This is a genomic window from Stakelama pacifica (genome assembly GCF_004361835.1).
GTDB lineage: Bacteria > Pseudomonadota > Alphaproteobacteria > Sphingomonadales > Sphingomonadaceae > Sphingomonas > Sphingomonas pacifica.
On sequence record NZ_SNWD01000013.1, the window covers coordinates 38126 to 63877 of the forward strand.

20 protein-coding genes are annotated in these 25752 nt (G+C 61.5%); 9 read left to right on the forward strand and 11 right to left on the reverse strand.

The window, feature by feature from the left end; genetic code table 11:
- Positions 1 to 2 precede the first annotated feature (2 nt).
- Positions 3 to 1061, forward strand: a complete 1059-nt coding sequence (locus tag EV664_RS15505; protein WP_133496630.1) for a glycosyltransferase — start codon at positions 3 to 5, stop codon at positions 1059 to 1061.
- On the forward strand, positions 1058 to 1855 hold the full coding sequence (locus tag EV664_RS15510; RefSeq protein ID WP_133496631.1) for a glycosyltransferase family 2 protein: 798 nt from the start codon (positions 1058 to 1060) through the stop codon (positions 1853 to 1855). The genes EV664_RS15505 and EV664_RS15510 overlap by 4 nt, the downstream gene beginning before the upstream one ends.
- Before the next feature lie 321 nt (positions 1856 to 2176).
- On the opposite strand, the gene EV664_RS15515 is transcribed toward EV664_RS15510, so the two are convergent.
- Positions 2177 to 5146 (reverse strand): M16 family metallopeptidase, encoded by a 2970-nt coding sequence (locus tag EV664_RS15515; protein ID WP_133496632.1) that lies wholly within the window; start codon positions 5144 to 5146, stop codon positions 2177 to 2179.
- 211 nt (positions 5147 to 5357) lie between these two features.
- Here EV664_RS15515 and clpB point away from each other — a divergent pair, with 211 nt between their 5' ends.
- A complete protein-coding gene (clpB, locus tag EV664_RS15520; protein ID WP_133496633.1) occupies positions 5358 to 7937 on the forward strand; it encodes an ATP-dependent chaperone ClpB in 2580 nt (859 codons plus the stop codon).
- Positions 7938 to 8024: 87 nt separating this feature from the next.
- On the opposite strand, the gene EV664_RS15525 is transcribed toward clpB, so the two are convergent.
- A complete protein-coding gene (locus EV664_RS15525; protein ID WP_133496634.1) occupies positions 8025 to 11183 on the reverse strand; it encodes a TonB-dependent receptor in 3159 nt (1052 codons plus the stop codon).
- A 388-nt stretch (positions 11184 to 11571) separates the two neighbouring features.
- On the opposite strand from EV664_RS15525, the gene EV664_RS15530 reads away from it, so the two are divergent.
- The gene (locus EV664_RS15530; RefSeq protein ID WP_133496635.1) at positions 11572 to 12057 is read left to right on the forward strand and encodes a hypothetical protein; all 486 of its coding nucleotides are present in this window, start codon (positions 11572 to 11574) and stop codon (positions 12055 to 12057) included.
- 261 nt (positions 12058 to 12318) lie between these two features.
- Here EV664_RS15530 and EV664_RS15535 read toward each other — a convergent pair whose 3' ends face one another.
- The 4 genes from EV664_RS15535 to xseA form a co-directional block, all read right to left on the reverse strand.
- The gene (locus tag EV664_RS15535) at positions 12319 to 15093 is read right to left on the reverse strand and encodes a TonB-dependent receptor plug domain-containing protein (protein ID WP_133496636.1); all 2775 of its coding nucleotides are present in this window, start codon (positions 15091 to 15093) and stop codon (positions 12319 to 12321) included.
- 224 nt (positions 15094 to 15317) lie between these two features.
- Positions 15318 to 16244, reverse strand: coding sequence for a M23 family metallopeptidase (locus EV664_RS15540; protein WP_133496637.1), 927 nt, complete (start codon positions 16242 to 16244; stop codon positions 15318 to 15320).
- Positions 16241 to 16441, reverse strand: a complete 201-nt coding sequence (locus EV664_RS15545) for a DUF2093 domain-containing protein (protein ID WP_133496638.1) — start codon at positions 16439 to 16441, stop codon at positions 16241 to 16243. Before EV664_RS15545 ends, EV664_RS15540 begins: the two co-directional genes overlap by 4 nt.
- 22 nt (positions 16442 to 16463) lie before the next feature.
- Positions 16464 to 17876, reverse strand: a complete 1413-nt coding sequence (gene xseA / locus EV664_RS15550) for an exodeoxyribonuclease VII large subunit (RefSeq protein ID WP_133496639.1) — start codon at positions 17874 to 17876, stop codon at positions 16464 to 16466.
- On the opposite strand from xseA, the gene purD reads away from it, so the two are divergent.
- The 3 genes from purD (at position 17875) to EV664_RS15565 (ending at position 20285) form a co-directional block, all read left to right on the forward strand.
- Positions 17875 to 19140 carry a phosphoribosylamine--glycine ligase gene (gene purD / locus EV664_RS15555; RefSeq protein ID WP_133496640.1) on the forward strand — a complete coding sequence of 422 codons (1266 nt, stop codon included), beginning with the start codon at positions 17875 to 17877 and terminating at the stop codon, positions 19138 to 19140. The genes xseA and purD overlap by 2 nt on opposite strands.
- Before the next feature lie 84 nt (positions 19141 to 19224).
- Positions 19225 to 19914 (forward strand): helix-hairpin-helix domain-containing protein, encoded by a 690-nt coding sequence (locus EV664_RS15560; RefSeq protein ID WP_229668297.1) that lies wholly within the window; start codon positions 19225 to 19227, stop codon positions 19912 to 19914.
- 23 nt (positions 19915 to 19937) lie between these two features.
- Positions 19938 to 20285, forward strand: coding sequence for a hypothetical protein (locus EV664_RS15565; RefSeq protein ID WP_188656446.1), 348 nt, complete (start codon positions 19938 to 19940; stop codon positions 20283 to 20285).
- A 13-nt stretch (positions 20286 to 20298) separates the two neighbouring features.
- Here EV664_RS15565 and EV664_RS15570 read toward each other — a convergent pair whose 3' ends face one another.
- Entirely contained in the window at positions 20299 to 21609 is a 1311-nt protein-coding gene (locus EV664_RS15570) for a hemolysin family protein (RefSeq protein WP_133496642.1), read from the reverse strand.
- Positions 21610 to 21775: 166 nt separating this feature from the next.
- Here EV664_RS15570 and EV664_RS15575 point away from each other — a divergent pair, with 166 nt between their 5' ends.
- Positions 21776 to 22468, forward strand: a complete 693-nt coding sequence (locus EV664_RS15575) for a YiaD family glycine zipper/OmpA-like lipoprotein (protein WP_133496643.1) — start codon at positions 21776 to 21778, stop codon at positions 22466 to 22468.
- A gap of 36 nt (positions 22469 to 22504) precedes the next feature.
- Here EV664_RS15575 and EV664_RS15580 read toward each other — a convergent pair whose 3' ends face one another.
- Together EV664_RS15580 and EV664_RS15585 are read right to left on the reverse strand one after the other, a co-directional pair.
- Positions 22505 to 22954 (reverse strand): nucleoside deaminase, encoded by a 450-nt coding sequence (locus EV664_RS15580; RefSeq protein WP_229668296.1) that lies wholly within the window; start codon positions 22952 to 22954, stop codon positions 22505 to 22507.
- 46 nt (positions 22955 to 23000) lie between these two features.
- Entirely contained in the window at positions 23001 to 23252 is a 252-nt protein-coding gene (locus EV664_RS15585; protein ID WP_133496644.1) for a hypothetical protein, read from the reverse strand.
- 179 nt (positions 23253 to 23431) lie between these two features.
- Between EV664_RS15585 and rpmB the strand changes: the two genes are divergently transcribed.
- Positions 23432 to 23728, forward strand: coding sequence for a 50S ribosomal protein L28 (gene rpmB, locus EV664_RS15590; RefSeq protein ID WP_133496645.1), 297 nt, complete (start codon positions 23432 to 23434; stop codon positions 23726 to 23728).
- A gap of 35 nt (positions 23729 to 23763) precedes the next feature.
- Here rpmB and EV664_RS15595 read toward each other — a convergent pair whose 3' ends face one another.
- Together EV664_RS15595 and phbB are read right to left on the reverse strand one after the other, a co-directional pair.
- On the reverse strand, positions 23764 to 24744 hold the full coding sequence (locus tag EV664_RS15595) for an esterase-like activity of phytase family protein (RefSeq protein WP_133496646.1): 981 nt from the start codon (positions 24742 to 24744) through the stop codon (positions 23764 to 23766).
- A 255-nt stretch (positions 24745 to 24999) separates the two neighbouring features.
- Positions 25000 to 25722 carry an acetoacetyl-CoA reductase gene (phbB, locus tag EV664_RS15600; protein WP_133496647.1) on the reverse strand — a complete coding sequence of 241 codons (723 nt, stop codon included), beginning with the start codon at positions 25720 to 25722 and terminating at the stop codon, positions 25000 to 25002.
- Positions 25723 to 25752: the final 30 nt, after the last annotated feature.

The window sequence follows — 25752 nt, forward strand, 5'->3', positions numbered from 1 at the left end:
CGATGCGCATCATCTTCGTTCTGACCTATCCCGTCTATCATGGCATCGCCGATCTTTCGGAATGGCTGCGCTGGGACAACCGCGACCGGCGAATGCCGGGCCTGTTAGCCGCGCAAGGAGTCGATGTCGAGCTATGGGGTGTCGGGCACGAACAGCTCGACCTGATCTCCGACCTGCCGGACCGCCCTGCTTATCCGATCCGTATCTTTCCGATGTCGGGCGGGGGCGCCAAGACGCGCGATCATGTCAGCGACGCGATGGCGGCAGCGGCGCGCGACGATACGGCCGATCTGTTCGTGCTGATCGGGACGAACGGCGGGGCGGGCTATCATTTCCACGATAGCGCGCTGAAGCCCGACAGGCGACGCTATGCCATCATTATCGGCGGCGATTACTGGAGCCGGATCGTACCGGGCGCGGACTTCGTCTTCACCGAAAGCGCGGCGCAGGAGGCAGCGCTCGGCCATCCCGGCTGGCGGATATGGCGGCGGCGCATCGCGGCGGAACGGATGCAGCGCCTGCCCAAGACGATCGATATCGACCGGTTCGCACCCGCACCCGGCGCGACCAAGCGCTGGGACGTGATTGCGGTCAGCCGCCTCACCCGCTGGAAACGGTTCGACGAGATCGGCCGGCTGTCGGCGTCGCACCGCGTCGCGGTGGTGGGCGGCGGGCCGCAGGCGGCGATGCTCGCACGGCGCTTTCCCCGCGTCGAATGGCTGGGGCATCGCCCGCATGACTCAGTGCCTGCACTACTCCATCAGGCGCGGCTGTATTTCCATGCCGGGCGGCGCGATTATTTCCCGCGCGCCATTCCAGAAGCCATGGCGTGCGGCGTGCCGGTGGTCGCGATGGACGACCGGATCGGACCCGATGTCGTGCCGCCAAGCTGCGGCGCACTGGTCGACGATCATAGCTATGAGCCGCTGGTCGCGCGGTTGCTGGACGATACCGCCCGGCTGGGCGCGATGGCGAAGGCGGCGCGCGCGCATGTCGTCGCCCGGCACGGTCCCCAGTCGAGCGAAGCTGCCTGTGCGAGGCTGATGGAGCTGGCGCGATGAGCGAGCCGCGATGGAGCTTCGTGATTGCGTATTACAACGAGGCCGACTTTCTGGCGGATACGATCGCGTCGCTGGACGCGCAGACGCTGAAGCCCTTTCGACTGATCCTGATCGACAACGGCTCGACCGACGGGTCGGAAAGGATCGCGCGCGAGGCAATAGCGGGCCTTGCCGGGGTGGAGGCGCTGCATTTGTCCGAGGCAAAACCGGGCAAGATCCATGCCCTCGAAACCGCGATGCCGCACATCGATACGCCGTTCGTGGCGTTCGGCGATGCCGATACCTGGTATCCGCCCGACTATCTGGCGCGCGCCAATGCTGCCTATCGCGCGGGAGGTGAGGATGTGGCGGCAGTGATGGCGGTCGACGTGCCCGATCCTCCGCATGGCAGCGCGGCACGGCGCAAGCGCTTCCTGCGATCGAAGGTCGCGAGCCGGATCTGGCCGAAACAAACGCATAGCGGCGGGTTCGGGCAGACCTTCCGCACCGACATGCTTCGTGCGGCGGGCGGATATTCGCACCGATACTGGCCCTATGTGCTGATGGATCACGAGATCATGCAGCGCGTGCTGAAACGGGGTCGCGCGGTCTATCCGGCGGATTTCTGGTGCATCCCCTCGCCCCGCCGGACCAGTCGGCGAAACGTGCGCTGGACGCTGGCCGAGCGGCTGCTCTACCATTTCACGCCCTTCGCGGCGAAGGACTGGTATTTCTATCGCTTTTTGGGGCCGAGACTGGCGCGGCGGCGCCTCACGCATCTCAACCTTCGCGAAAAGCCTTGGCAACAGGAGTGACCGGCGATCGGTGCAATTATTGCGTAAGGTCGTCATCGCGAGCGGCGTAGTCGCGCGGCGATCCAGCGATGTGCGCACCGCTGCCGGGTTGCCAACCTTCTCGCAAAACGGGTTTGGGTTGGAGTGGTGGCAGACGATGGCGGCCCCGGCCTGCGCCGGGGCGACGCATGCACCGCGATTTCTACAATCGTCGCCCCGGCGCAGGCCGGGGCCGGCGGCGTGTGACGTGTGGCGCTGTGGGGGCGCAGCGCGGCGGAGCGCGCAATAACGATGGGGGAAATGGGGGGAGCCGGATCGACCGGCCCCCTGCCCCGTTCCGGCTTATTCGCCCGCTTCGTCGGAGCCGCCCGCCATTGCGGTGACCTCGACCGGCAGGCCCAGCGTATCGAGCTGCGGCTTCACCTTTTCCGCATCGCCGATCACCACCCAGGTGATTTTAGCGGGATCGATCGCCTTGCGCGCCGCCGCATCGAGCTCCTGCGCCGTCATCGCGCGATAGCGGCTGGCGAGCGTTTCGTAATAATTGTCGGGACGGCCATAGCGCGCGTTCGATTCCAGCGCCCCCAGAACATCACCCGCAGTCTGGAAGCTGCCCGGCAATTCACGGATCGCGCCGCTGATCGTGCGTTCCAGTTCGGCGCTGGTGATCCCCTTGGTCGAAAGGAACGCCTTCATATCCCCGGTCATCGCGGCGATCGACGGGCCGGTCTTGTCCGCCTGAACCGGCGCGTAGATCATGTACGGCACCTGATGCTGGACGCGATAGATAAAGCCCTGAACGCCATAGGCCCAGTGCTTGTCCTCACGCAGGTCCATGTTCATGCGCGACAGGAAGCTGCCGCCCAGCACGTCATTGGCCTGCATCAGCGGTTCGAGATTGTCGGTGCCCTGAACCGGCATCAACTGGCCGCCGAAGATCAGCGATTGCGGCGAATTGGGCCGGTTGATCAGCATGACGCGATTTTCCGCCTTCGGCGTCGGCGCATCGAAATTCTTTACCGGTTTTACGCCGCTGACCTTCCAGTCGCCGAAGCTCTTTTCCAGCAGCGGCATCACTGCAGCAAGCGTGGTATCGCCGACCACGAAGATCGTCGCATTGTCGGGGCGCAGCCACTGGCCGTGAAAGCCCTTCAGATCGGCAGTGCTCAGCTTTGCGACCACCGCCGGATCGCCGGTGCCGCGGAACGGCACGCCATAGGGATATTTTTCGCCGTACAGCAGCGGCGGCAGGGTGCGCAGCGCGATGCCGATCGGGCTCTTCATTTCTTCCGCGATCGAGGCAAGCTGCTGCGCGCGAACGCGATCGACATCGGCGGGGCGGAAGGCCGGGTTGCGCACCACATCCGCCATCAGGCCCAGCGACGGGGCAAGATTGGGGGTCAGCGCGCTGAGATACACGCCGCTGCTGTCCATCGAACCGCTGGCACTGAGCGTCGCGCCGAGCCGCTCCTGCTCCTCGGCGATCTGCACGCCGGTCAGCCGCGTCGTGCCCTCATCGAGCAGCGAGAGCATGAACGACTGCGTGCCGAGCGCGTCGCGCGGATCGGCGGCTGCGCCCGCATCGAAATCGATCGCCACATTGACGACCGGTACGCCGCTGCGCTGCGCGAAAACCACCGGAATGCCGTTCGACAGTCTGGCATGTTCGACGGTCGGGAAATCGAGATCGGGAATCTTGCCCACTTCGGGCAGTTTCGACCGATCAACGCCCGCGCTGGTGCTTTGCGGCGCGGTTTCGGCGGCATCGGAGGCGGCACGTTCCAGCGGCGTAGCGGTGTGGGCGGGCGTTTCCGCCATCGGATGTTCGCCAGCGAGCGGCGCGCGGTAATAATTGGGCGCACTGCCCGATACCACCTTGCCCGCGCCGACGCCCGTCGCCTCTTCATAATCGCCGCTGCGCTGCCCCGGCGAAAGCGTGTAGGAGAATACCGGGCGCGACAGCCATTTGTCGGCAACGCTGCGCACTTCCGCGGGCGTCAGCGCCACCGTCGCGTCGAGCCGCTTTTTGTAATAATCGGGATCGTTCGCATAGACCGCGCCCTCGGCCAGCGTCACTGCCTTGCCCGAAAAACCGCCGACCGATTCCAGTCCGCGAATGGTGCTTGCGACATTTTGCGTCTTGGCGCGCTGAAGCTCGGCCGCAGTCGGACCGTTTTTGAGGAAATCGGCAATGATCGCGTCGAGGCGCTTACCGAGCATCTCGGGATCGACGCCGGGCTTCGCCACCGCCGTCACCGTGAACACGCCGACGCGTTCGAACTCTTCATACCCGGCCGACACGCTGACCGCGAGCTTTTCATCGCGGACAAGCTGATTGTCGAGGCGCGAGCTGGCAAGCCCGCCCAGCACGCTCGCCGCCATGTTGAGCGCCGCCGCATCCTTCGACAACATACCCGGCACTGCCCAGACGCGTGCGATGGTGGTGTTCGCGACCTGATCCTTGAAATCCTTGTGCACCGGCGCGGAAAGCGTCGGGACATCGGCCTCTGCGGGATGCGATTGCGGCCCGCGCGGAATGTCGCCGAAATATTTGGTGACGAGCTTTTTCGCGTCGGGAAGGTCGATATCGCCCGACAGCACCAGCACGGCGTTGTTGGGGCCGTAATGGTCGCGGAACCAACCCTTCACCGTGTCGAGGCTTGCCGCATCCAGATCGGCCATCGAACCGATGGTGGTGTGGTGATAGGGATGGCCTTCGGGAAACAGCGTTGCATACAGATCATAATCGATCAGCCCGCCGGGCTGGTTATCGCCCTGACGCTTTTCGTTCTGAACGACGCCGCGCTGGATATCGAGCTTCTTCTGCGTGACCGCGCCGAGCAGATGGCCCATCCGGTCGCTTTCGAGGAAAAGCGCCGTGTCGAGCGCGCCGCGCGGCACCGTTTCGAAATAATTGGTGCGGTCGAAATAGGTCGTGCCGTTCAGGTCGGTCGCGCCGATCGCCTGCATCGGGGTGAACCAGCTCTGATCGCTGTTTTCCGACCCGCCGAACATCAGATGTTCGAACAGATGCGCAAAGCCGGTCTTGCCCTTCGGTTCGTCCTTCGACCCGACATGATACCAGACCGAGACCGCGACGACCGGCGCCTTATGATCGGGCGCGACCACAACGCGCAGACCGTTCGGCAGGGTAAAGGTCTGGTACGGGATATTCACGTCCGCGACGAGCTGCGAAAGCGGCGCCGCATCCTGCTTCTCAAGCGCAGCCGGCCCCGAGGACTGGGCAAGCGCGGTGGAAGAGACGGACAGCAACAAGCCTGTCGCAGCAAGCGAAATGGTCGAGCGAATCATAAAGGGTCCCCCATGCAGAACTGCACTTCTTTGCATGTGTGACATGGTGACAATACACCCGCGAAAGGCAAGCCCTTTCGTCACAATCGATACGGTATGCGTATCAGTCCCGATTGCACTTGTGCGTCCGGCTGCACACATTGGAACGGATGGGACTTGTGTTGTATATTTGCAACACTATCTGTTAGTCAAAGCCTGACAGGGAAATGACATGAATCTCGAAAAATTTACCGATCGCGCGAAGGGGTTTCTCCAATCCGCGCAAACCGTCGCCATCCGCATGAACCATCAGCAGATCACGCCTTCGCACCTGTTGAAGGCGCTGCTCGAGGACAGCGAAGGCATGGCATCCGGCCTGATCGCAAAGGCCGGTGGCGATCCGCGCCGCGCGGTCAGCGAAACCGACGCCACACTTTCCAAACTGCCCGCCGTTTCCGGTTCGGGCGCGCAAAGTGCCCCCGGCCTGACCAACGATAGCGTCCGCGTGCTCGATCAGGCGGAGCAGGTCGCGGCGAAGGCTGGCGACAGCTTCGTCACGGTCGAGCGGCTGTTGCTGGCGCTCGTGCTGTCGACCACCACCGCGGCGGGCAAGGCGCTGGCCGATGCAGGCGTCGAGGCGGAAAAGCTGAACGCCGCGATCAACGATCTGCGTGGCGGACGCACCGCCGATACGGCCAGCGCCGAAGACCGCTATGATGCGCTGAAGAAATTCGCCACCGACCTGACCGAGGCTGCCCGCGCGGGCAAGCTGGACCCGGTGATCGGGCGCGATGAGGAAATCCGACGCACGGTGCAGATTCTAGCGCGGCGGACCAAGAACAATCCCGTGCTGATCGGCGAACCCGGCGTGGGCAAGACCGCCATTGCCGAAGGACTGGCGCTGCGCATCGTCAATGGCGACGTTCCCGATAACCTGAAAGACCGCACGCTGATGGCGCTCGATATGGGTTCGCTGATCGCGGGCGCAAAATATCGCGGCGAGTTCGAAGAGCGGCTGAAAGGCGTGCTCGACGAAGTTAAGGGGGCCGAGGGGCATATCATCCTGTTCATCGATGAGATGCACACGCTGATCGGTGCAGGCAAGACCGATGGCGCAATGGATGCCGGCAATCTGCTGAAGCCCGCGCTTGCCCGCGGCGAACTGCATTGCATCGGCGCGACGACGCTCGACGAATATCGCAAATATGTCGAAAAGGATGCGGCGTTGCAGCGGCGGTTCCAGCCGGTGTTCGTCGATGAACCTTCGGTCGAGGACACGATCTCGATCCTGCGCGGGATCAAGGAGAAATACGAGCTGCATCACGGCGTGCGGATCACCGACGGCGCGATCGTGGCGGCGGCGACGCTCTCCAATCGCTATATCACCGACCGTTTCCTGCCCGACAAAGCGATAGACCTGATGGATGAGGCGGCAAGCCGGATCCGCATGGAAGTCGAGTCCAAGCCCGAAGAGATCGAAGCGCTCGACCGGCGGATCATCCAGCTCAAGATCGAGCGCGAGGCGCTGAAAAAAGAAACCGATCAGGCATCGCAGGACCGGCTGGCGAAGCTCGAAGACGAGCTTGCCGGGCTGGAGGCGGAATCGGCGCAGCTTACCGAACGCTGGCAGGCCGAAAAGGTCAAGATCCAGTCTGAGGCGAAGCTGAAGGAACAGCTCGATCAGGCGCGGATCGAACTGGAACAGGCGCAGCGTTCGGGCGATCTCGGCCGGGCGGGCGAGCTTTCCTATGGCACGATCCCGTCGCTCGAGAAACAGCTTGCCGAGGCGCAGGGCGCGACCGAGGGCGCGATGCTGCGCGAGGAAGTGACCAGCGACGATATCGCCTCGGTCGTCAGCCGCTGGACCGGCGTGCCGATGGACAAGATGATGGAGGGCGAGCGCGAGAAGCTGCTCCAGATGGAGCAGGCGCTGGGCAAGCGTGTGATCGGTCAGGCGGACGCGGTAAAAGCCGTGTCGACCGCCGTGCGCCGTGCCCGTGCGGGACTGCAGGACCCGAACCGGCCGCTGGGATCGTTCCTGTTCCTTGGCCCCACCGGCGTCGGCAAGACCGAACTGACCAAGGCGCTCGCCGAATTTCTGTTCGACGACAGCAACGCGATGGTGCGCATCGACATGAGCGAGTTCATGGAAAAGCACGCGGTCGCGCGGCTGATCGGTGCGCCTCCGGGCTATGTCGGCTATGAAGAAGGCGGCGTGCTGACCGAAGCGGTGCGGCGGCGGCCCTATCAGGTCGTGCTCTTCGACGAGGTCGAAAAGGCACATAGCGATGTGTTCAACGTGCTGCTGCAGGTGCTCGATGACGGGCGGCTGACCGACAGTCAGGGGCGCACGGTCGATTTTTCGAACACGATCATCATCATGACGTCGAACCTCGGCTCGCAATATCTGACCAATCTCGACGCCGGTCAGTCGGTCGAGGATGTCGAACCGCAGGTCATGGACGTGGTCCGCGCCCATTTCCGGCCCGAATTCCTCAACCGCCTCGACGAGATCATCCTGTTCCACAAGCTGGGTCAGGAGCATATGGGGCCGATCGTCGATATTCAGGTGGCGCGCGTGCAGCGGCTGCTCGCCGATCGCAAGATCACCATCGACCTCACCCAGGGCGCGCGCGACTGGCTCGGCCGGGTGGGATACGACCCGGTATACGGCGCCCGCCCGCTAAAACGCGCAGTGCAACGCTATCTGCAAGACCCGCTCGCCGACATGATCCTGCGCGGACAGGTGAAGGACGGGGTTACGGTGCATGTTGAAGAAGGCGATGGCGGGTTGGTGCTGGGGGTGGTTTGAATAAAAAAAGGGACCGGCACTAGCCGGTCCCCCAATTCAATGCCGCTGAGGCTGGTCACTCGACCAGCCTCAGCCAGTTGAAGCTCTTTATAGCGCGATATCCAATCCAAGCCGGACATAACGCGGCGACTGATAGCGATTTGGCAGCCCATAGGTTGGGTCTGGAACAAAAGTCACTGTACCATCAGCTGATACGGTGCGTCCCAGATCTCCAAGCTGATTGCGGTTCATAACCGCTCTGGAATTGAACAGATTGAACACGTCGGCGCGCAGTCGAACCTCACGATCACCAAAGTGGAGATTATAACCCAGTTGCACATCGAACTGGGTCAACCAATCAGTCTTTTCCCCCTCTCCACGCGGACTTGGCTGGCCTCCGCAGTAGTGCGAAGCCGCACGATAAGCACGTGCGAACCGATCTGTCGGGTGATAACCATAGCAGCTAAGGTGGTTAGGCGACGCAAATTGTGAATTCACGCCAATAGTGAAATCATCGTTTAGTGCCACAGCGCCATAAAGTTTGAGGATATGGCGCCGATCGCTGGGCAGATATCCATAGGAATAGTCGACGAAGCCCGGCTGATCAAAATCTTGCGTAATGCCTGCGTCCGTTTGACCGAAATCAGACTGCACATAGCCTTCAATGTTACCTCTCGATTTCGACCAGGTGTAGCTGCCACCAACCGAAAACGAACCGTTCCATGCTCGATCGAATTTTAATTGCAACGCATCATAGGTCCTCTTTGCTGGACCATAACCGAGTTGATCTGCAGTAAGCGTCACCTCTCGTCCGTCCAGATCGGTTCCCGGTGCGAGCAAACCAACCGTAATGTCTTTCCCAGGGTTGTTGATAACATATTGGTTGAAACCGGTCCAGATATCGCCACACGCGACCGGATCGCCGGTTGCATTATCCGTGGCGACGATCCCGTTAGCATTGCAATAATCGATAACCGCAGCGTCGATTGCAGAGTCTTCCGCCGTACGATCAAGATTGCGATGAGTGAACGTGAGGCGGAACGACCACATATCAATGCGATGTTCATAGCCCACGATGACTTCGCTCTCGCGCGTTGCCTTTAACCCCGAATCGATGGCCTGCGTCGTATCGATATCTGCGCCGTTGCCCGTCACAGCACAATTCGTCGTCGCACCATTAGGAACAAGAGCAAAGGGGCACGCAGTCTGATATTCGCTGTCCGTCTGCACCAATTCGTCAAGGGACGGCAGACCGGTCTGCGGATTGATAGAATCGGAATAGTAGCGCTGGCTAAAGTAATATGACGGCGCACCTTGGCGGAAAGCCGTATTGCTCGCTACAGGGAGATAGTACCAGCCATAAGAGCCAAACAGCTTCCCGGTCGTGCCCGGCACATCATACGTAAATCCGAGCCGCGGAGCATAGTTCTTTTTCAGATCGACAAGTGGATTACCACCCGGCTTGTTCACGCGGAAATCATCGCGCCGTACACCAAGATTCAGCGTCAAACGATCCGTCAACTGCCACTCATCTTCGAGATAGTACGCTTGATTCTTTGACTCAAAGGAACCGCCCGTGTTGAAATAATTCAACTCCACTACATTGCGACCATTTAGCGGCGCTCTATAGAACAAATTATAACCGGCGTTGCCTAACTGAGCATTGTATGCTTCCTGCGAAAGATATCCATCGGCCAACAATTGATCAGCACCGGTACGCACAGAAACCTTGTTCAAGGTGTTCTTTTCTTGATCGTAGCCGAACCGGATATGGTGGTCACCAAAAGCAGAGAAATAGATATCTGCATCAGCACGAATAAATTTTCGCTCGGTGTTATATGGACTATCTATTGTGTCATTCGTCTGATCCGTAAATAGCCCGCCATTAGGTACGCCAGATATAGTCCCCCCTGACGAATTCTGAACGTAAGGCAGACTGCCCGCGCCGGCGATACTGATTTGGTCAAAACGATCCCGAACGCGTCCAAAAGCGGCCGATACTGTAAACCAGTCTGTGAAATTTCCGGTGTATTTACCAACATAGCTCACGCCACCGTGCGGCTCATCGATTACGGTTTTGGCCGCACCAATATTCGGCGATCCGTCAACCACGCTATAAGCGCGATCATAAACTGTGTCGGTATTGCGGTTGTCAAAAATTGTGAATTCGAGATGCTGACTATCGATTGGATACGCATCAACCTTCACCCCCCAGAATGGATCTGAATTCTCGGTTCGACGTGAAATTTCCGAAACGGGATAGTTTACGATGCTTTTGGTGTTCTGTAACTGCAACAGCCCGTAGACGAACAAACGGTCTTTGATGATCGGACCGCTTGCTTCGATTGCTGTCAGCAAACTACTCGATTCGTCATATTTCCGATTGGTTCGAGCGAAATAATTACCATCACGATCGCGAGTATAAATGTCTTTCGCACGAGATTGAAGGAAGTTCGGCGCCCAATCAACATGAAGAGCAGCAGAGAAATCGTTGCTTCCTGATTTGGTTACTGCATTAACAATTCCGCCGGTAGCTCGGCCAAATTCCGCTTGATAGCCGCCAAGTTTCACATCCACGCTTTTATAAAAATAAAACGGAACTTTTGCGGACCCGAGATAATTATCGAAGTTGGTGATATTCAGGCCATTCACGTAATAAGCGTTCTCCGCGACAGAGGCACCGCCAAGCGAAGACAGACCGTTGAACGTACTGTTTGTCGAATTTCCCGACACCGTTCCCGGTGCAAGCTGAATGATAGACTGTAAGGTCCGGCCCAAAGGCTTGTCTTTGATGAAGCTCTCTACGTCAACATTCAAACCAGTTGTGGTGCCAGTAAACGCTTGCACCGCAGCTTCGCCCGTAACGACGATGTCCTCTCCACCCGCAACCAGCGTGACGGGAATATTGGCGGTCTGCGATGCCAGCAACCGAACGCCAGTCGCCGTATACGGTGACAACCCTGCTGCCTGTACAGTTAGATCGTACGTGCCGGGGAGAAGCGACGTGAATCGGTAAGATCCGTTGCTGCCGGTCGTCGCCGTACGTGTAACGCCTGTCTGGGTATTGGCGGCGGTTACCGTAGCGGCGGCGACCGGGCTGCCTGTGCCATCTGTTACGGTACCGGAGATCGCACCCGACGTATAATCCTGCGCTGCCGCAGGTGCTGCGAACATCGCCGCGCCGCCGATGCTTGCGCCCATCAGCGCCAGCGCGTGAAGCGCGGTACCACCGCGCAGTTTCTTTCGGTTGAGATAGATGTTTGTCATCACAGGATAGGTTCCCTCGCTTTGATCCAAGGGGCAGCCGCGTTGTCGCGTTTTCCCCTGGACGGTCCCTGGTTCCCCTCACGCGGTTGCTGCGGTGCATGAGGCGAACATTGCTATTTGATGAACGGGGATTTCGCGGCTGTAAAGGACGCCAAATTGTAACATGCGCGCCTTTAACGCAGGTGTTACCGGAATGTCACAGGTCGCAAATCAGGAAGAATCTTTCGCAAAGGCGTAGTTTCGCGCGTGTTGGAACGTGCTCCCGGCCGTGTGTGCGCAACCCGAAATTTTTTTCTCAGACGCGTTTTTATGTGTTTTGACCGAGCCATTGCAATCGGCCGCTCCCTGAAGCAGATTTACATGTATCTCGATTTTTCAGGAATTGGTTGTGCGCAAAATCACTTTTCCCATTGGCGGAATGGCGCTTGCCGCCTTATTTTCAACGGGCCAGCCGGCAAATGCGCAGGAGAGCGATGGCAGCCAGCAGATCGATGAGTGCCGTTCGATAAAAGATCGCGATGCCCGACTTGCCTGTTACGACGCTTTGCCCGTTACGGCGGCGTCACCTGGCACCGCAACACGCCGCAGAGACATGCCAAAGGATGATTTCGGGCTGTCCGAGCGCCGGATGCGATCTGAGCGGGCGACTGCGCAAAGTGTGGATTCGACCATCAAAGCGCTACGGATATCAGACGGTGGTGAGCGTGAGCTAACGCTCGCCAATGGTCAGGTCTGGACGGTGGCATCCGATGGAAGACTGGGGAAATGGCTTGAGCCGGGCCAGACTGCGCATATCTCGTCGGGCTTTATGAGCGGATACCGGCTTCGCATCGATGGCGTGAAGGGAATAGCGGCAGTGCACCGGGTCCGCTGATCCGGGCTTCGCTATTCTTCGGTCGATTTAACGGTCGGCGACGCTGGTTCGGCGTTCGCTCCCCCATGCGTTGTCGGGCAGCGATATCACACGTTGTGCGGCAGTCGACTGCCGTGCCTCCCCAACACGGAAATTACATTCAAGCATTGAATCATTTACGCGCTACCTGAACTTAAATCTTTCAAAAATCTAAAACCCTCAAGACAAAAAAAGGGCGGAGCATCAAATGCTCCGCCCTTCCCATTTACACGCTTATGCGGATCAGAAGCGAAGCTTCGCACCCGCGTAGAAGCGGCGACCGATCGGGTCATAGACACCGGTGTTGGTGTCCTGACCGGTCGTGGCATCCACAGTACCACCGAAATACATCGGCTTGTTGTTCAGGAGATTATCCGCACCGACATACATTTCCATCGCATCGGTAACGAAGAAGCGCACCTGGCTGCCCAGATAGAATTCGGAATGGACCTTCCATTCCTTATACCCGTAGGTCTGATCATCAAGGTACGACGGGCCAACATAAGTACCATTCAGCGTAAGTTTCCAGTCGCTGTTGCCCAGACCGGTGTTGATGGTGAAACGGTCAGTAGCAGCGCCGACCTCACCTCCAAAACGATCTTTGTCAGCACCCGGCAGCGGCCGGCTATAGCCCGTGAACAGATGCGTATAAGCGGCGTGGAATGTCGCCTGATAGCGATCCGATCCGATGTCCAGACCCTGAACATAGTTCACGGTCACGTCGATACCCGACGTCTGCAGACCGCCGCTGTTTGTGACAGCCGTGTTCACCTCATCAAGCGATCCAGCGCTGTTCAGACCCTGCGGGGCAGAGCGACGAACAATAAAGTCGCAATAATCGCTGCGGCCCTGCTGATAGCACTGGTTGAGGATGAAGGGTAGCGGCGTGCCCACGATTGCATCCTCGATCTTCACGCGGAAATAATCCGCAGTAATGGTCAGGTTGCGAAGCGCATCGATCGAACGGGGGTTGATCAGAACGCCAGCGGTGAGCGTCTTGCCCTTCTCTTCCTGCAGATTGGGGTTACCGCCAGAGAAGCTGGTCACGCCCTGAATATCCGATTGGGTCAGGGTGAACGTACCGTTCGCAGCAATGTTGGCCAGCACGCCCGGAGCGGCACGACAATTTTCGCCGAGCGCACCACCGCCCGTCGCGCCGATCCCCACGCAGGGATCGGTAACAGTCGGGAAGTCCTGGCTACGACCAGCAAAGAGTTCCGAAATGTTGGGGGCCCGGACGGTTACCGCATACATGCCGCGGAAACGAATGTCCTGGATCGGAGCGAACTCGGCACCAGCATTCCAGCTGAAGGTGTTACCAACCGTGCTGTAATGCGAATAGCGCGCAGCGCCACGGATCGAAAGATCGTAGACGAAGCTGTTCGAAATCAGCGGAACAAGCGTTTCGCCGTAGAATTCGTACAAGTCGAACGAACCCTTGGTCGGCGGAAGCGCATTACCACCGTTCAGACCGGCCGCCTGCAGAGCATCCCACTGCGAAGACTGCGATTCACGGCGATATTCGGTACCGACGGTCAGACCGATCGGGTTGGCACCCCAAAGGGAATTGACCGAACCGGTGATGTTTCCGCCGATCTGCGTCTGCTTCTGGACCGCATTATACATTTGCGGTGCCTGGAGATACTGGATCGCAGCCGCATCGAAGCTGTTCGGCCCGAACACATTGACCGGAACACAGCCGTCGCTAACCGCATCAGGATTGGCGCACTGATAACCACCCACACCATCGGGAACGAACGGATTGCGAACAATGCCGCCATTGTAGCGAGTTTCGATCGCCTGCTGACCATTGGAATAGGTCGGGCTGTCAGTATCGAACGGGAAGGGTTCGATTTCGGACCGCGCATGCGTGCTTTCGAATGCACCTTCAACGAAGGCGGTGATCGAATCGGTCACATCATAATGCGCGTTGAGGTTCATCAGATAGCGCTGAACCGGAACCGCAAGATACCGATAAGCGGTACGGTTGAACCCGTTTGGCCCGGTGCCGGTACCAAGAGCGTTCGAGCAGCTTGCTGCGTTGGTCGCGAAGCACGGCTGCAGCTGACCATCGGGCCCATAAGTGAACGTGTAGTCACCAGCGGTATAACGCCCCTGAGGCGCGTAGGAGGAATAAAATGGCTGATCACGCTCAAACGGCGTATCACCGTAGAAACTATCGAGGTTGGATCGCCCTTCTTCGGTGTAATGGTTGCGCTTATACGCGGCACCCTGCTCAGTATAACCGAAGAACACTGTCGCATTACCACGGCCGTCGGCAAAATTGCCGCCCAGCATTACATGCGTGTCGAGCGTAAAGTTATCGCCCGTTTCCGCCACACCGGTCTGAGCGCCGAGTTCCAGCCCTTCAAAATCGTCCTTCAGGATGAAGTTGACGACGCCGGCAACTGCATCCGAACCGTAAATCGCCGAACCGCTACCGCTGGTCAGCGTTTCGACGCGCTCCAGCATCGCAGTCGGGATCATGTTGATGTCGACGGCGGATGAACCGGGGATACCCGAAACGACCCGGCGACCGTTGATCAGGACCAGCGTACGGTCAATGCCCAGGTTACGCAGATCAATCGTAGCCGCACCGGCGCTGCTGGTATTGAAGGCTGAGTTGTTGCGCGAATAGGTCGGAGCGCCGAAGACGGGGTTCTGCAGCAGCGCTTCCTGAACGTTGACCGTACCGGTCGATTCGAGCTGCTCCGCACCGATTACCTGAACCGGAACCGCGTTCTGCGCTTCGGGCGTCTTGATGCGCGTGCCGGTGACGACAATATTGTCGATCTGACCTGCTGCCGGAGCAGCGGGCGTCGCCGGAACGCTCTGATTCTGCTCGGTGTCGCACGTGCCGTCGGCATTAACGTCCGCGCAATTTTGCTGATCGGCGGTCTGCGCAGCCGCAGTGGAGGCAAAGCCGGTTACGCTGACGACACCGGTGCCGAACAGCGCCAGCACGCCGAGCGCAGCGCCGCCGCGGAGCCGCTTGCGGAAAAAAGTTGTGGTACTCATTAGAAAGGTTCCCTCGCTTTACCTTCTGCCGCCGCAATCATGCGGTCGACGGAATCGCTTCCCTGAACTTTTCGCAACAAAGTCACGAAATTGGAGCAGCTGATGAACCCGCCAAAGAACGGTGTAAAGCGCGCAGGAAGGTGCAAAACGCGACTTCCTCGTCACATGTCGCTTTTTTGTCACATCCCCGCGCCAGAGAAGCGAATCGTATTCGTTGCGGCTGTTTAACGACTTCCCATCGGACCCGCGACCAGCAGCGGGTCGATGCGGGCGCCGTTCCACATCAGGCCCCAATGGAGATGGGGCCCCGTAGCGCGGCCGGTGGCACCGGATTCGGCGATTTTCTGGCCCTGTTTCACATGCTGACCCGGTTCGACATCAATCCCGGACAGATGGATGAACACGCTGTTCAGCCCCATGCCATGGTCGATGAACAGCAATTTGCCCTCCAGTGTGAAGGGCGCGCGGGAGATCATCGTGACTACGCCATCGGCGGGCGCGACGATCGGCGTTCCGGTGGGCACGGCGATGTCGGTGCCCGAATGATACGCCCCCGGCTCGCCGCGATAGAAACGCTGCGATCCGAACAGACCGGAAATCCGCCCCCGCACCGGCCAGATGAACTTCTGACGCCAGCCGGTGGCGTCGGTGTGCTCGGCGCGCGCCGCATGGATCTGTTCGAGCTCGCCCGGGCGGCGGCGCTGAAATTCGGCGCTCGGCTGCGACACTTTGCGCAGACGGTTGAGTCGTTCGATCCGCCATTCGCGCTTCGCGATAGGCAGCGTGTCGCTGACCGTGCTGCCGTCCGCCAGTGTCGCGACCAGCGCAGCGGTGTCGCCATGATCGCGATCGAAGGCGATCAGGAACCGGCCATCAGGCGCGACCTCGATCGGCTTTCCGTCAAAGGTCAGGCGCTGCGTGGTGTCGGGCGCTTCCCCACGCACCAGTCCGCCCTGAATGAATTCGTCGCTGTCGAAATGAAAGCTGCGGTCGATCGGCACTACGGGCGTGGCGATCGGCGCAGGCGTGGGCGGCGTCACGGAAGTAGGCGCAGGCGCGGGCGCGGCGCGCGTTGCGGGGGGCGGCACCGCCGCACAGCCCCCGGCCAGCGCGGTGAGCGCTGCGACGAACCCGACCTTCTTCACTCTCATTTGCCGAGAAACGCCTCGGTCGAAAGCTCCGCCGTGGCATACGGCTCCTGCGCCGCGACGCTCCAGTAGCGCAGCTCTTCCAGCGGGATCGGCTGGCCGCTTCTGGCGCACAGGACGTGATCGCCCGGCGTCAGGACGCGAAAACCGTTGGGCAGGTACCGCAGCTTCGCCGCGCGCGGCAGTTGAGACATTAACATCGTTACTCGCTTCTACTGGCTATTAAAGCAGCTTGGGCTGGTCGACCGGCGGTCCGGATTCCGTTTTCGCAGGCTTCGCTTTGGGGGGAGTGTAGGGCTTCGCTCCCGCCTGCTCAACCACTGCGGCAACCTCACCATCGCCGAAGCGCAGCATCAGCGCGCCGACCCCCCGCGCCTGCGCCGCGCTCGTCACCACTGCGCCTGACCCCTGCGCCGTGACGCGGACATAGCCCCGCTTGAGCAGATTGTCGGGATTTACCGCGTCGAGCATCCGGCTTGCGGCAGCCAGCCGGGCGGCGGCGGCGCTGTGCCGATGCGCCAGCATCGCCGGACGAAGCGCCGCGCCCGACTGATCGAGCCGCCGCCGCGCGACGCCGAGCCGCCGTTCGAGCCCCAGGCCCAGTCGCTGCGCAAGATCGTCGGTCCGCTGCCGCTGCGGGGCGAGCAGCGCGTCGCGCTTCGGCATCACCCGGACCAGCGCCTGCAACCGTTCCCCGCCCCGCTCATGATAGCGCCGCACGCAGCGTTCGGTGCGCAAGGCCATGGTCGCGATCGTGTGGCGCAGGTCGGCGAGAACCGGGACGGCCAGCTCCGCCGCCGCAGTAGGCGTGGGCGCGCGCAGATCGGCAGCATGGTCGGACAGGCTGGTATCGGTCTCATGCCCCACCGCAGAGATTACCGGAATGCGGCAATCGGCGATCGCGCGCACCACGACCTCTTCGTTGAATGCCCACAGATCCTCGATCGACCCGCCACCGCGCGCGACGATCAGCAGATCGGGCCGCGGCACCGGCCCGCCGGGGGCGAGCGCATCGAAGCCGCGCACTGCGGCGGCGACTTCCTCCGCAGCGCCCTGCCCCTGCACCTTGACCGGCCAGAGCACCACATGGCTGGGGCAACGATCCTCCAGCCGGTGGAGAATGTCGCGGATCACCGCGCCGGTGGGTGAGGTCACCACGCCGATGACGCGCGGCAGGAAGGGCAGGCGCTTTTTGCGCTCATTGGCGAACAGCCCCTCGGTGCCCAGCTGCGCCTTCAGCTTTTCGAACAACGCCATCAGCGCGCCCTCACCCGCCAGTTCGAGCGAATCGATGACGATCTGATATTTCGACCGGCCCGGATAGGTGGTGAGCTTGCCGCTCGCCACGACCTCCAGCCCGTCCTGCGCGGCGAAGGCGATGCGCGCTGCATTACCGCGCCACATCACCCCGTCGATGACTGCCTTGTCGTCCTTCAGCGCCAGATAGACATGCCCCGATGCAGCGCGCTTGAACCCCGAAATCTCACCGCGCAGCCGGACATTCCCAAACTCGCCTTCGACCATGCGTTTCAGCGCGGCGGATAATTCGCTGACGCTCAGCGCCATCGCATTGTCGCCGGGCATGTCCTCGGCTACCAACCGTGACGATGGTGAATCGAATGGAAAATCTTGCATGAACGTCCTGCTGATCGGATCGGGGGGACGCGAACATGCGCTCGCTTGGAAGCTGGCGCAATCGCCGGCCCTTACGAAACTCTATGCCGCGCCGGGAAATCCCGGCATCGCACATTACGCCGAATGCGTCGATATTCAGGCGAACGATCATCGCGGGCTGATCGATTTCTGCCTGCGCAATTCGGTCGAATTCGTGGTCGTCGGGCCGGAGGCGCCGCTGGTCGGCGGTCTGTCGGACAATCTGCGCACGATGGGGATCGCGGTGTTCGGGCCGGGGCGCGATGCCGCGCAGCTGGAAGGATCGAAGGGCTTTACCAAGGATCTGTGCCGCCGGGAGAAAATCCCGACCGCCGGCTATGTCCGCGTCGAATCGATCGACGGTGCGCGTGCGGCGCTGAGCGATTTCGGGTTGCCGGTGGTGATAAAGGCGGACGGGCTCGCTGCGGGCAAGGGCGTGACGATTGCCTTTTCGCCGGAGGAAGCCGAGGAAGCTGTGGCAGCGCTGTTTTCGAACCGGCGCGGCGAAGCGGTGATCGAGGAGTTTCTGACCGGCGAAGAGGCAAGTCTCTTCGTCCTGACCGACGGCACGACGATCCTGCCCTTCGGATCGGCGCAGGATCACAAGCGCGTCGGCGATGGCGATACCGGCCCCAATACCGGCGGCATGGGCGCGTACAGCCCCGCTCCGGTGCTCAGCCCGGCGCTGGAACAACAGGCGATCGACGAGATCATCCGTCCCACGGTCGAGGCACTGGCGCGGATCGGCTCGCCCTATTCGGGGGTGCTGTATTGCGGGCTGATGCTCACCAAGACGGGGCCGAAGCTGATCGAATATAATGTCCGTTTCGGCGATCCCGAATGTCAGGTGCTGATGATGCGGCTGGAGGACGATCTGCTCGACCTGATGCTCGCCACCGCAAAGGGTGAGCTGGGGGGGCGCGCGGCGCCGACCTTCTCGTCCGAAACCGCGCTGACCGTGGTGATGGCGGCAAGGGGCTATCCCGGCACGCCGGAAACCGGCGGCGCGATCGCCGGGATCGATGCGGCGGAAGCGAACGGCGCGCGGGTGTTTCAGGCGGGCACGGCCGAAGCGGACGGCAAACTGATTGCAAACGGCGGGCGCGTGCTCAACGTCACCGCACTGGGCGGCAGCGTCGCCGAGGCGCAGCGCCACGCCTATGCAGCGATCGAGCGGGTGGATTTCCCAACCGGTTTCTGCCGCAGCGATATCGGCTGGCGTGAGATCGAGCGGGAGCAGGCATAGCCTCTCCCGCCACGCTCCCCGGTGGACGCTGCGGCATGGCGCGTTATGCAGGGGCAGTCATAATATAAGGAGCGGACCGCTGATATGGACGATTCCCTGCAAAGCACCTCGCCTCTCGGCGCAGCGGATCAGATGATGGGTATTACCGCCGTGCATCTGGTGCTGATCGTGATTTTCGCGATTCTGGCGGTGATTGCGCTGTGGTGGGGCACCCGGCTGGTCCGCAAACGGCGCGAAGGGATCGAGCGGCTCGAAGAGGATAACCGGCTCGAACGCGTTGAACGCGACGCGCCGGTTCCAGCCCCTGCCGATACGCAGGAGAAGCGCGCCGAAACTCCGCCGCCACCTGCGCACCCGGCCCCCCCGCCGATTGCCGAAGGAGAGGCGTTCGCTTCGCCCGAACCCGCGCCTGCACCTACTGCTGAGGCAGCGCCCGCTCCCCCGGCTTCGCCCGAGGCGGCACCGAAGCCCGTTGCGCCGGAACCGGCTCCCACGGCAGCACCTGCCCCTGCCCCGGCTCCTGCAGCCGGCGACGGCGATACGCTCACCACGCTGAAAGGCGTCGGGCCGAAGGTCGCGGCGAAGCTCAACGAGCTCGGCATCCGTCGCTTTGCCGATCTCGCCGCACTATCTCCTGAGCAGGCAGCGGCGATCGACGCCGAAATGGGCAATTTCAAGGGCCGGATGGAGCGCGACCGCTGGCAGGAACAGGCAGCGCTGCTCGCGGCCGGTGACGAAGCGGGCTATGAAGCGAAATTCGGCAAGCTTGGCTGAACCGCTGCCCCGAGCACGATAATATGCCGGTGCCGCGCCGTATCGCGACGCTGATCCTCCTCAGCGCGATCGCCATTGCCTATTGGTGTTTCGTGGCGCGGGCGGACCATGTCGACGAGCCATGGGACGGCGCGCGCTACTGGGCGCTCTGGTATCCGCTTTCGCTTGCCCTGAGTGCGGCGGCAGGCGCGGTGCTGCGCAGACGCGGCTGGATTGCCGGCGCAGCCATCACGTTCGGCCAGATCCCACTGCTGCTGCGGAACGATGATCTGTCGCTTCTGCCGCTGGGGCTGGGGCTGATCGCATTGCTCGCCCTGCCCGCGATTGCCGTGTCGGAGATTGCGTCGCGGCTTCGGTCGCGGATGCGCTGATCGCGCCGCCCGCTCAGTCCTCGCTGAGGGCGCTCACCAGCAATTTGTCGATCTTGCGTCCGTCGAGATCGACAATCTCGAACCGCCAGCCCTGTTCGGTGAACACCTCGCCCTCATCGGGCAGATGTTTGAGCACGGCGAGCGCGAGGCCCGCTACGGTCGCATAATCGCGATCCTCATCCAGATCGATCCCGATCCGGTCGGCCAGCGCATCGACCGGCATCTGCCCCGATACCAATAGCGACCCGTCCTCGCGCTCGACGACATTGGGCGCTTCGCCGATATCGACATCGCTGGCGAATTCGCCCGCAATCGCTGCGAGCAGATCGGCAGGCGTCACCAGCCCTTCGAAATGGCCATATTCGTCATGGACGAAGCCCATCGGCACTTCGGCGGCGCGCAGCGCATTGAGTGCGTCCATCGCATCGACCTGATCGGGCAGGACCGGTGCCTGACGCATGATCGCGCGCAGGTCGAGCGCTTCGCCGCGGAACAGCGCGGCGACGATATCGCGCGACTGCACCACGCCGATCACCGCATCGACCGACCCTTCGGCCACCGGCAGGCGGGTATGCGGCGTTGCGAGCAACGCAGCGCGGATTTCGGAGGCATCGAGATCGACATCGATCCAGTCGACATCGGTGCGCGGCGTCATCACCTCGCGCACCGGCCGGTCGGCAAGCCGCACGACGCCCGAAATGATCGAGCGTTCATGCTCCTCGATCACCCCCGATTTGGTCGCTTCGCTGACGATCAGCTGCAATTCCTCGGCCGTGACCTGATTATCCGATTCGCGCCGCATGCCGAGCAGGCGGAACAGCAAGGCGCTGGTCGAATCGAGCAGCCATACGATCGGCGCGCCGATCCGGGAGAGCCACAGCATCGGCACCGCGACCAGAATCGCGATCGGTTCGGGCGAACGCAGCGCGAATTGCTTGGGCACCAGCTCGCCGATGATAAGCGAGACATAGGTGGTAATGCCGATCACGATCGCAAAGCCCAGCGTCTGCGCCGTATCGGGCGCGACGCCCAGCAGTTCCAGCCGCTCAGCGGTCGGCATGCCGAGGCTGGCACCCGAATAGGCGCCCGCGAGGATGCCGATCAGCGTGATCCCGATCTGCACGGTCGAAAGAAATTTGCCGGGCGATTCGGTGAGCCGCCTGGCCGTGTCCGCACCGCGCTTGCCCGCCCGCGCCAGCGCATCAAGTCGCGCGCGGCGTGCCGACACGATCGCGAGCTCTGACATCGCGAACACGCCGTTCAGCGCGATAAGCGCTAGGATGATGACCACATCGATCCAGGGGAAGGGAGAAGGCGCGTCCATTGGCGTGTCTGATCCGCCCATAGCGTTACTTTGGCAAGCGACACAACCATGAACGCACGCAATTTGCTGAACCGGCAAGACAGGCGAGGTTCAGGCCGGATGCGGAACAACCCCGAACGGGACGACGTTTTTATCGTCACGATTGAACAAGGGAGACCCCTGACTTATGCGTATCGCATCGAAGCTTTTGACGGCGGGGGCCCTGTCCTCGCTCGTACTCACCGCCGCCTGCGTCACCGATCCGGTGACGGGCCAGCGCCATATTTCGAAGGCAGCGATCGGCGGCGTCGGCGGCGCTGTGGGCGGATATCTGCTCGGCGATCTGGTCGGCGGGCGCAACGATCGCACTGAAAAGATCGTCGGTGCGGGCATCGCGGGCATCGCCGGGACCGCGATCGGCGCCTATATGGACAAGCAGGAAAAGGAACTGCGTCAGCGTACCGCAGGCACCGATGTCGATGTGGTGCGCGAGGGCGATGATCTGTTGCTGCGCATGCCGTCGGGCATCACCTTCGCAACCGACAGTTCGAACATCCAGCCGCAATTCCGCTCGACTCTCGATCAGGTCGCGCAGACGCTTTCCCAATATGACCAGACATATATCGATGTGTACGGCCATACCGATTCGACCGGCAGCGAGAGCTATAATCAGGCGCTGTCCGAACGCCGTGCGCAATCGGTCGCCGATTATCTGTCGAGCCATGGCGTGCAGGCTGCGCGCATCGCGACCAGGGGATTTGGCGAGACTCAGCCGATCGCGTCGAACGACACCGAAGAGGGCCGCGCGGCCAATCGCCGTGTCGAAATCAAGCTGGTACCGATCACCCAGCAGGATATGCAACAGCAGCAGCGTTATTGAACCGGGACGGCGGGGCTTTTACGGCCCCGCCACACCTTATCGGCGGGCAGCGAAAAATCCGCGCAGCAGTGCCGCCGCTTCGCCTTCTCCGATTCCAGGAAAAATTTCGGGCCGATGATGACAGGTGGGCTGTTCGAACAGGCGCGGCCCATGTTCGATCGCGCCGCCCTTCGGATCAGCAGCACCATAATATAGCCGCCGGATTCGCGCATGGGCGATCGCGCCCGCGCACATTGCGCACGGCTCCAGCGTCACCCATAAGTCGCAATCGATCAGCCGGTCGGTACCCAGATATTCCGCCGCCGCGCGAATGGCGACGATTTCGGCATGAGCGGTCGGATCAAAGCCGCCGCGCGGGCGATTGCCGCCGGTCGCGATGATCCGCGATCCGTGCGTGACCACCGCGCCGACGGGAACCTCTCCCTGATCGGCGGCGGCCTGCGCCGCATCCAGCGCGGCGCGCATCGGGGCGGGCAACGGAAACATGGCGCCTTATGCGACCATGTTTCCGCCAATGCCAAGCGCGATACGATCAGTTCACGTTTTCCGCCTCGGCATCCTTCGCCTTTTCGACTTCCAGCTTCGGCACCTCGACGGTTTTGCGCTCGGTCTTGAGCCGCACCTCACCGACATCGGCGTCGAATTCGGGGGCCTTGCCGCCTTCGACCTGAATCTTAGGCAGCGAAGCCTCCTGCGTCTGGTTCAGCGAAACGATACCCAGCGCCATCAACGCGGCAAGAATCAGGACGGCGATGCCGATCAGCACCAAAATTGCGCGAACCATGGAAATCCCCTATTATCAGGCTCCGAAAGCCGGAACGTGTCCGTAATAACGCGGGGCCGTGCGAAAGCGTTGCACGACTATCGCCATGCCCGGCGGTTGACGAACCGGCGATATGCCGCTATCCGGCCCCCCTTTCCGGGCATTGTCCCGATCATGGCCGAAATTCAGGATTAAAAGCGATGTCGCGCATTTGCGAACTGACCGGCAAGGGCCGTCAGGTGGGTCACAATGTTTCCCACGCCAACAACAAGACCAAGCGGGTGTTTCTGCCCAATCTGCAGAATGTCACGCTGATGTCGGAAGTGCTCGAAAAGAGCGTCAAGCTGCGCGTTTCGACGCACGGCCTTCGTTCGGTCGAGCATGTCGGCGGGCTGGACAACTGGCTGATGAAGACCAGCGACGACGATCTGTCGCTGCGTGCACGCCGCCTGAAGCGCGATGTGCGCAAGGCGCTGGCGAGCAAGCAGGCCGCCTGATCCGCGATTCGCGTTGTTGCTGATGCGCTCGCGGTTTATCGCGGCGGCAGCATGAGCGCGAATTTCAGCAGATAGCTTTTCTCGAACAGGGATTGATTGTCGTCGGATGCGATCCAGACGACGGTCCGTCCCTGTTCGCGCGTCGCTGCCAGCGCTTCGAAATTATCGTGCAGCGCGGGCGCGGCGAGCGTCGCGATCACCGGGCCGGTAACGAGCTTGCCCGGCCGGATTCGGGTGGGATCGAGCAGAGTCAGCTTTGCCGTGAATCCCCCGCGCAGCGATAAGCGCCGGTTGAGTATGAGCAACCGCCCGTCGGGCAGCTCGATCATGTCGCTCGGGTCATATTCCGCCGGCGGCTGATACGCGAAGCGAAAGCCGCGGCGCGGATGTTCGACAGGATCGCCGGTGAACAGGATCGCCGCCCGTCCCTTCGCGCCGCGCCATCTGCCCATCTCCGAGATCACCACGAAGCGCCCGTCGCGCAGCCGCACCATCGATTCGGCGCCGCCCCCTCTGGGCCAGCGACGCATTGCGGCGGGCCGGACATGCCCTGTCGCGCGCCCGCCCAGCGAATCATATCGCCAGATCGCGTTGGAATTTTCGAAACCTGCCCAGAATTGTCGCCCGTCCGGCGTGGCGGTCAGCGATTCCGAATCGCGATCGGCCTTTTCCCATCCGATTCCCGGCCCGCCCGGAAGCGCGCCGAATGTGAGGTCCCTGACATTGCTACCGGCGAGGCGAAAGCTGATCCAGCTCCCCATATCGCTGAGCAGGGTGAAGCGGCCATGATCGAACCGCATGGCGGAATAGCCGCCAAAGGCCGGGTCGCTGCTTTTGAGGACAACCCCACCGAGATATTCGAGCGCGCCGATCCTGCGCCGCGCCGGATCGCCGGGAAACAGGTCCACCGGCCGGGCGGTTACCGTCATATTGGCGGAATAGACGTCATTTGCCGGCGGGCCGGAATAGCCCGGCAGCGTCGCCAGTGTCAGCAAGACCGCAAGCGTTTTTTTCATCCGGCGGCTCTAATGAGTCATGCTGCGCTGCGAAAGAGTTCTTGTCGCCCGATCGGCTTATCGATTTGAGATTGCGGGACAGCTGACCGGTTCGATGAACGGCAAATGAGCGTGCCGTTCAGTCAGCACTCAACCTTTCTCTGCCAGAGATGCAGTCCGATGCTGGCAGGCCGAGCCTGTATCGGACCGTTCCCTCCGGTTGTGTAACGAGGGCGGGGACCGGTCGCCTATGGGCCGACCGGTCCCCGTTACGGATCAGTACATATGCTGGCCGCCATTGATCGACAGGGTCGATCCGGTCACGAAACCTGCGTCCTCCGAACACAGAAATGCGACGCCGCGCGCGATTTCATCCGCCTGACCCAGACGGCCGACTGGCACGCGCGCAACGATCTTTTCCAGCACATCGGCCGGGACCGCCGCGACCATGTCAGTGTCGATATATCCGGGCGCGATGGCATTGACGGTAACGCCGAACCGCGCACCTTCCTGCGCCAGCGCCTTGGTGAAACCGTGAATACCCGATTTGGCGGCGGCATAGTTCACCTGACCATATTGGCCTGCCTGCCCGTTAATCGATCCGATATTGACGATCCGGCCCCATTTGCGCTCGCGCATGCCGGCGAACACCGCCTTGGACATGTTGAAGCACCCGCCCAGATTGATGCGAATCACCTCATTCCACATCTCGGCGGTCATCTTCATGATCGTGCCGTCGCGCGTAATGCCTGCATTGTTCACGACCACATCGACCGGCCCGAGATCGGCCTCGACTGCCTTCACGCCTTCCTGACAGGCGTCATAATCGCCGACATCCCATTTGAACGTGCTGATATGCGTCCGGTCTTCGAAAAGCCGCGCCGCCTCTTCGTTTCCGGCATAATTTGCCGCGACCTTATATCCCATCTTGTCGAGGGCGAGGCTGATGGCCTCCCCGATCCCGCGCGTTCCGCCCGTTACGATCGCTACCCGTGCCATGCAGTCTCTCTCCAGCAGTCTTTCGTGAGG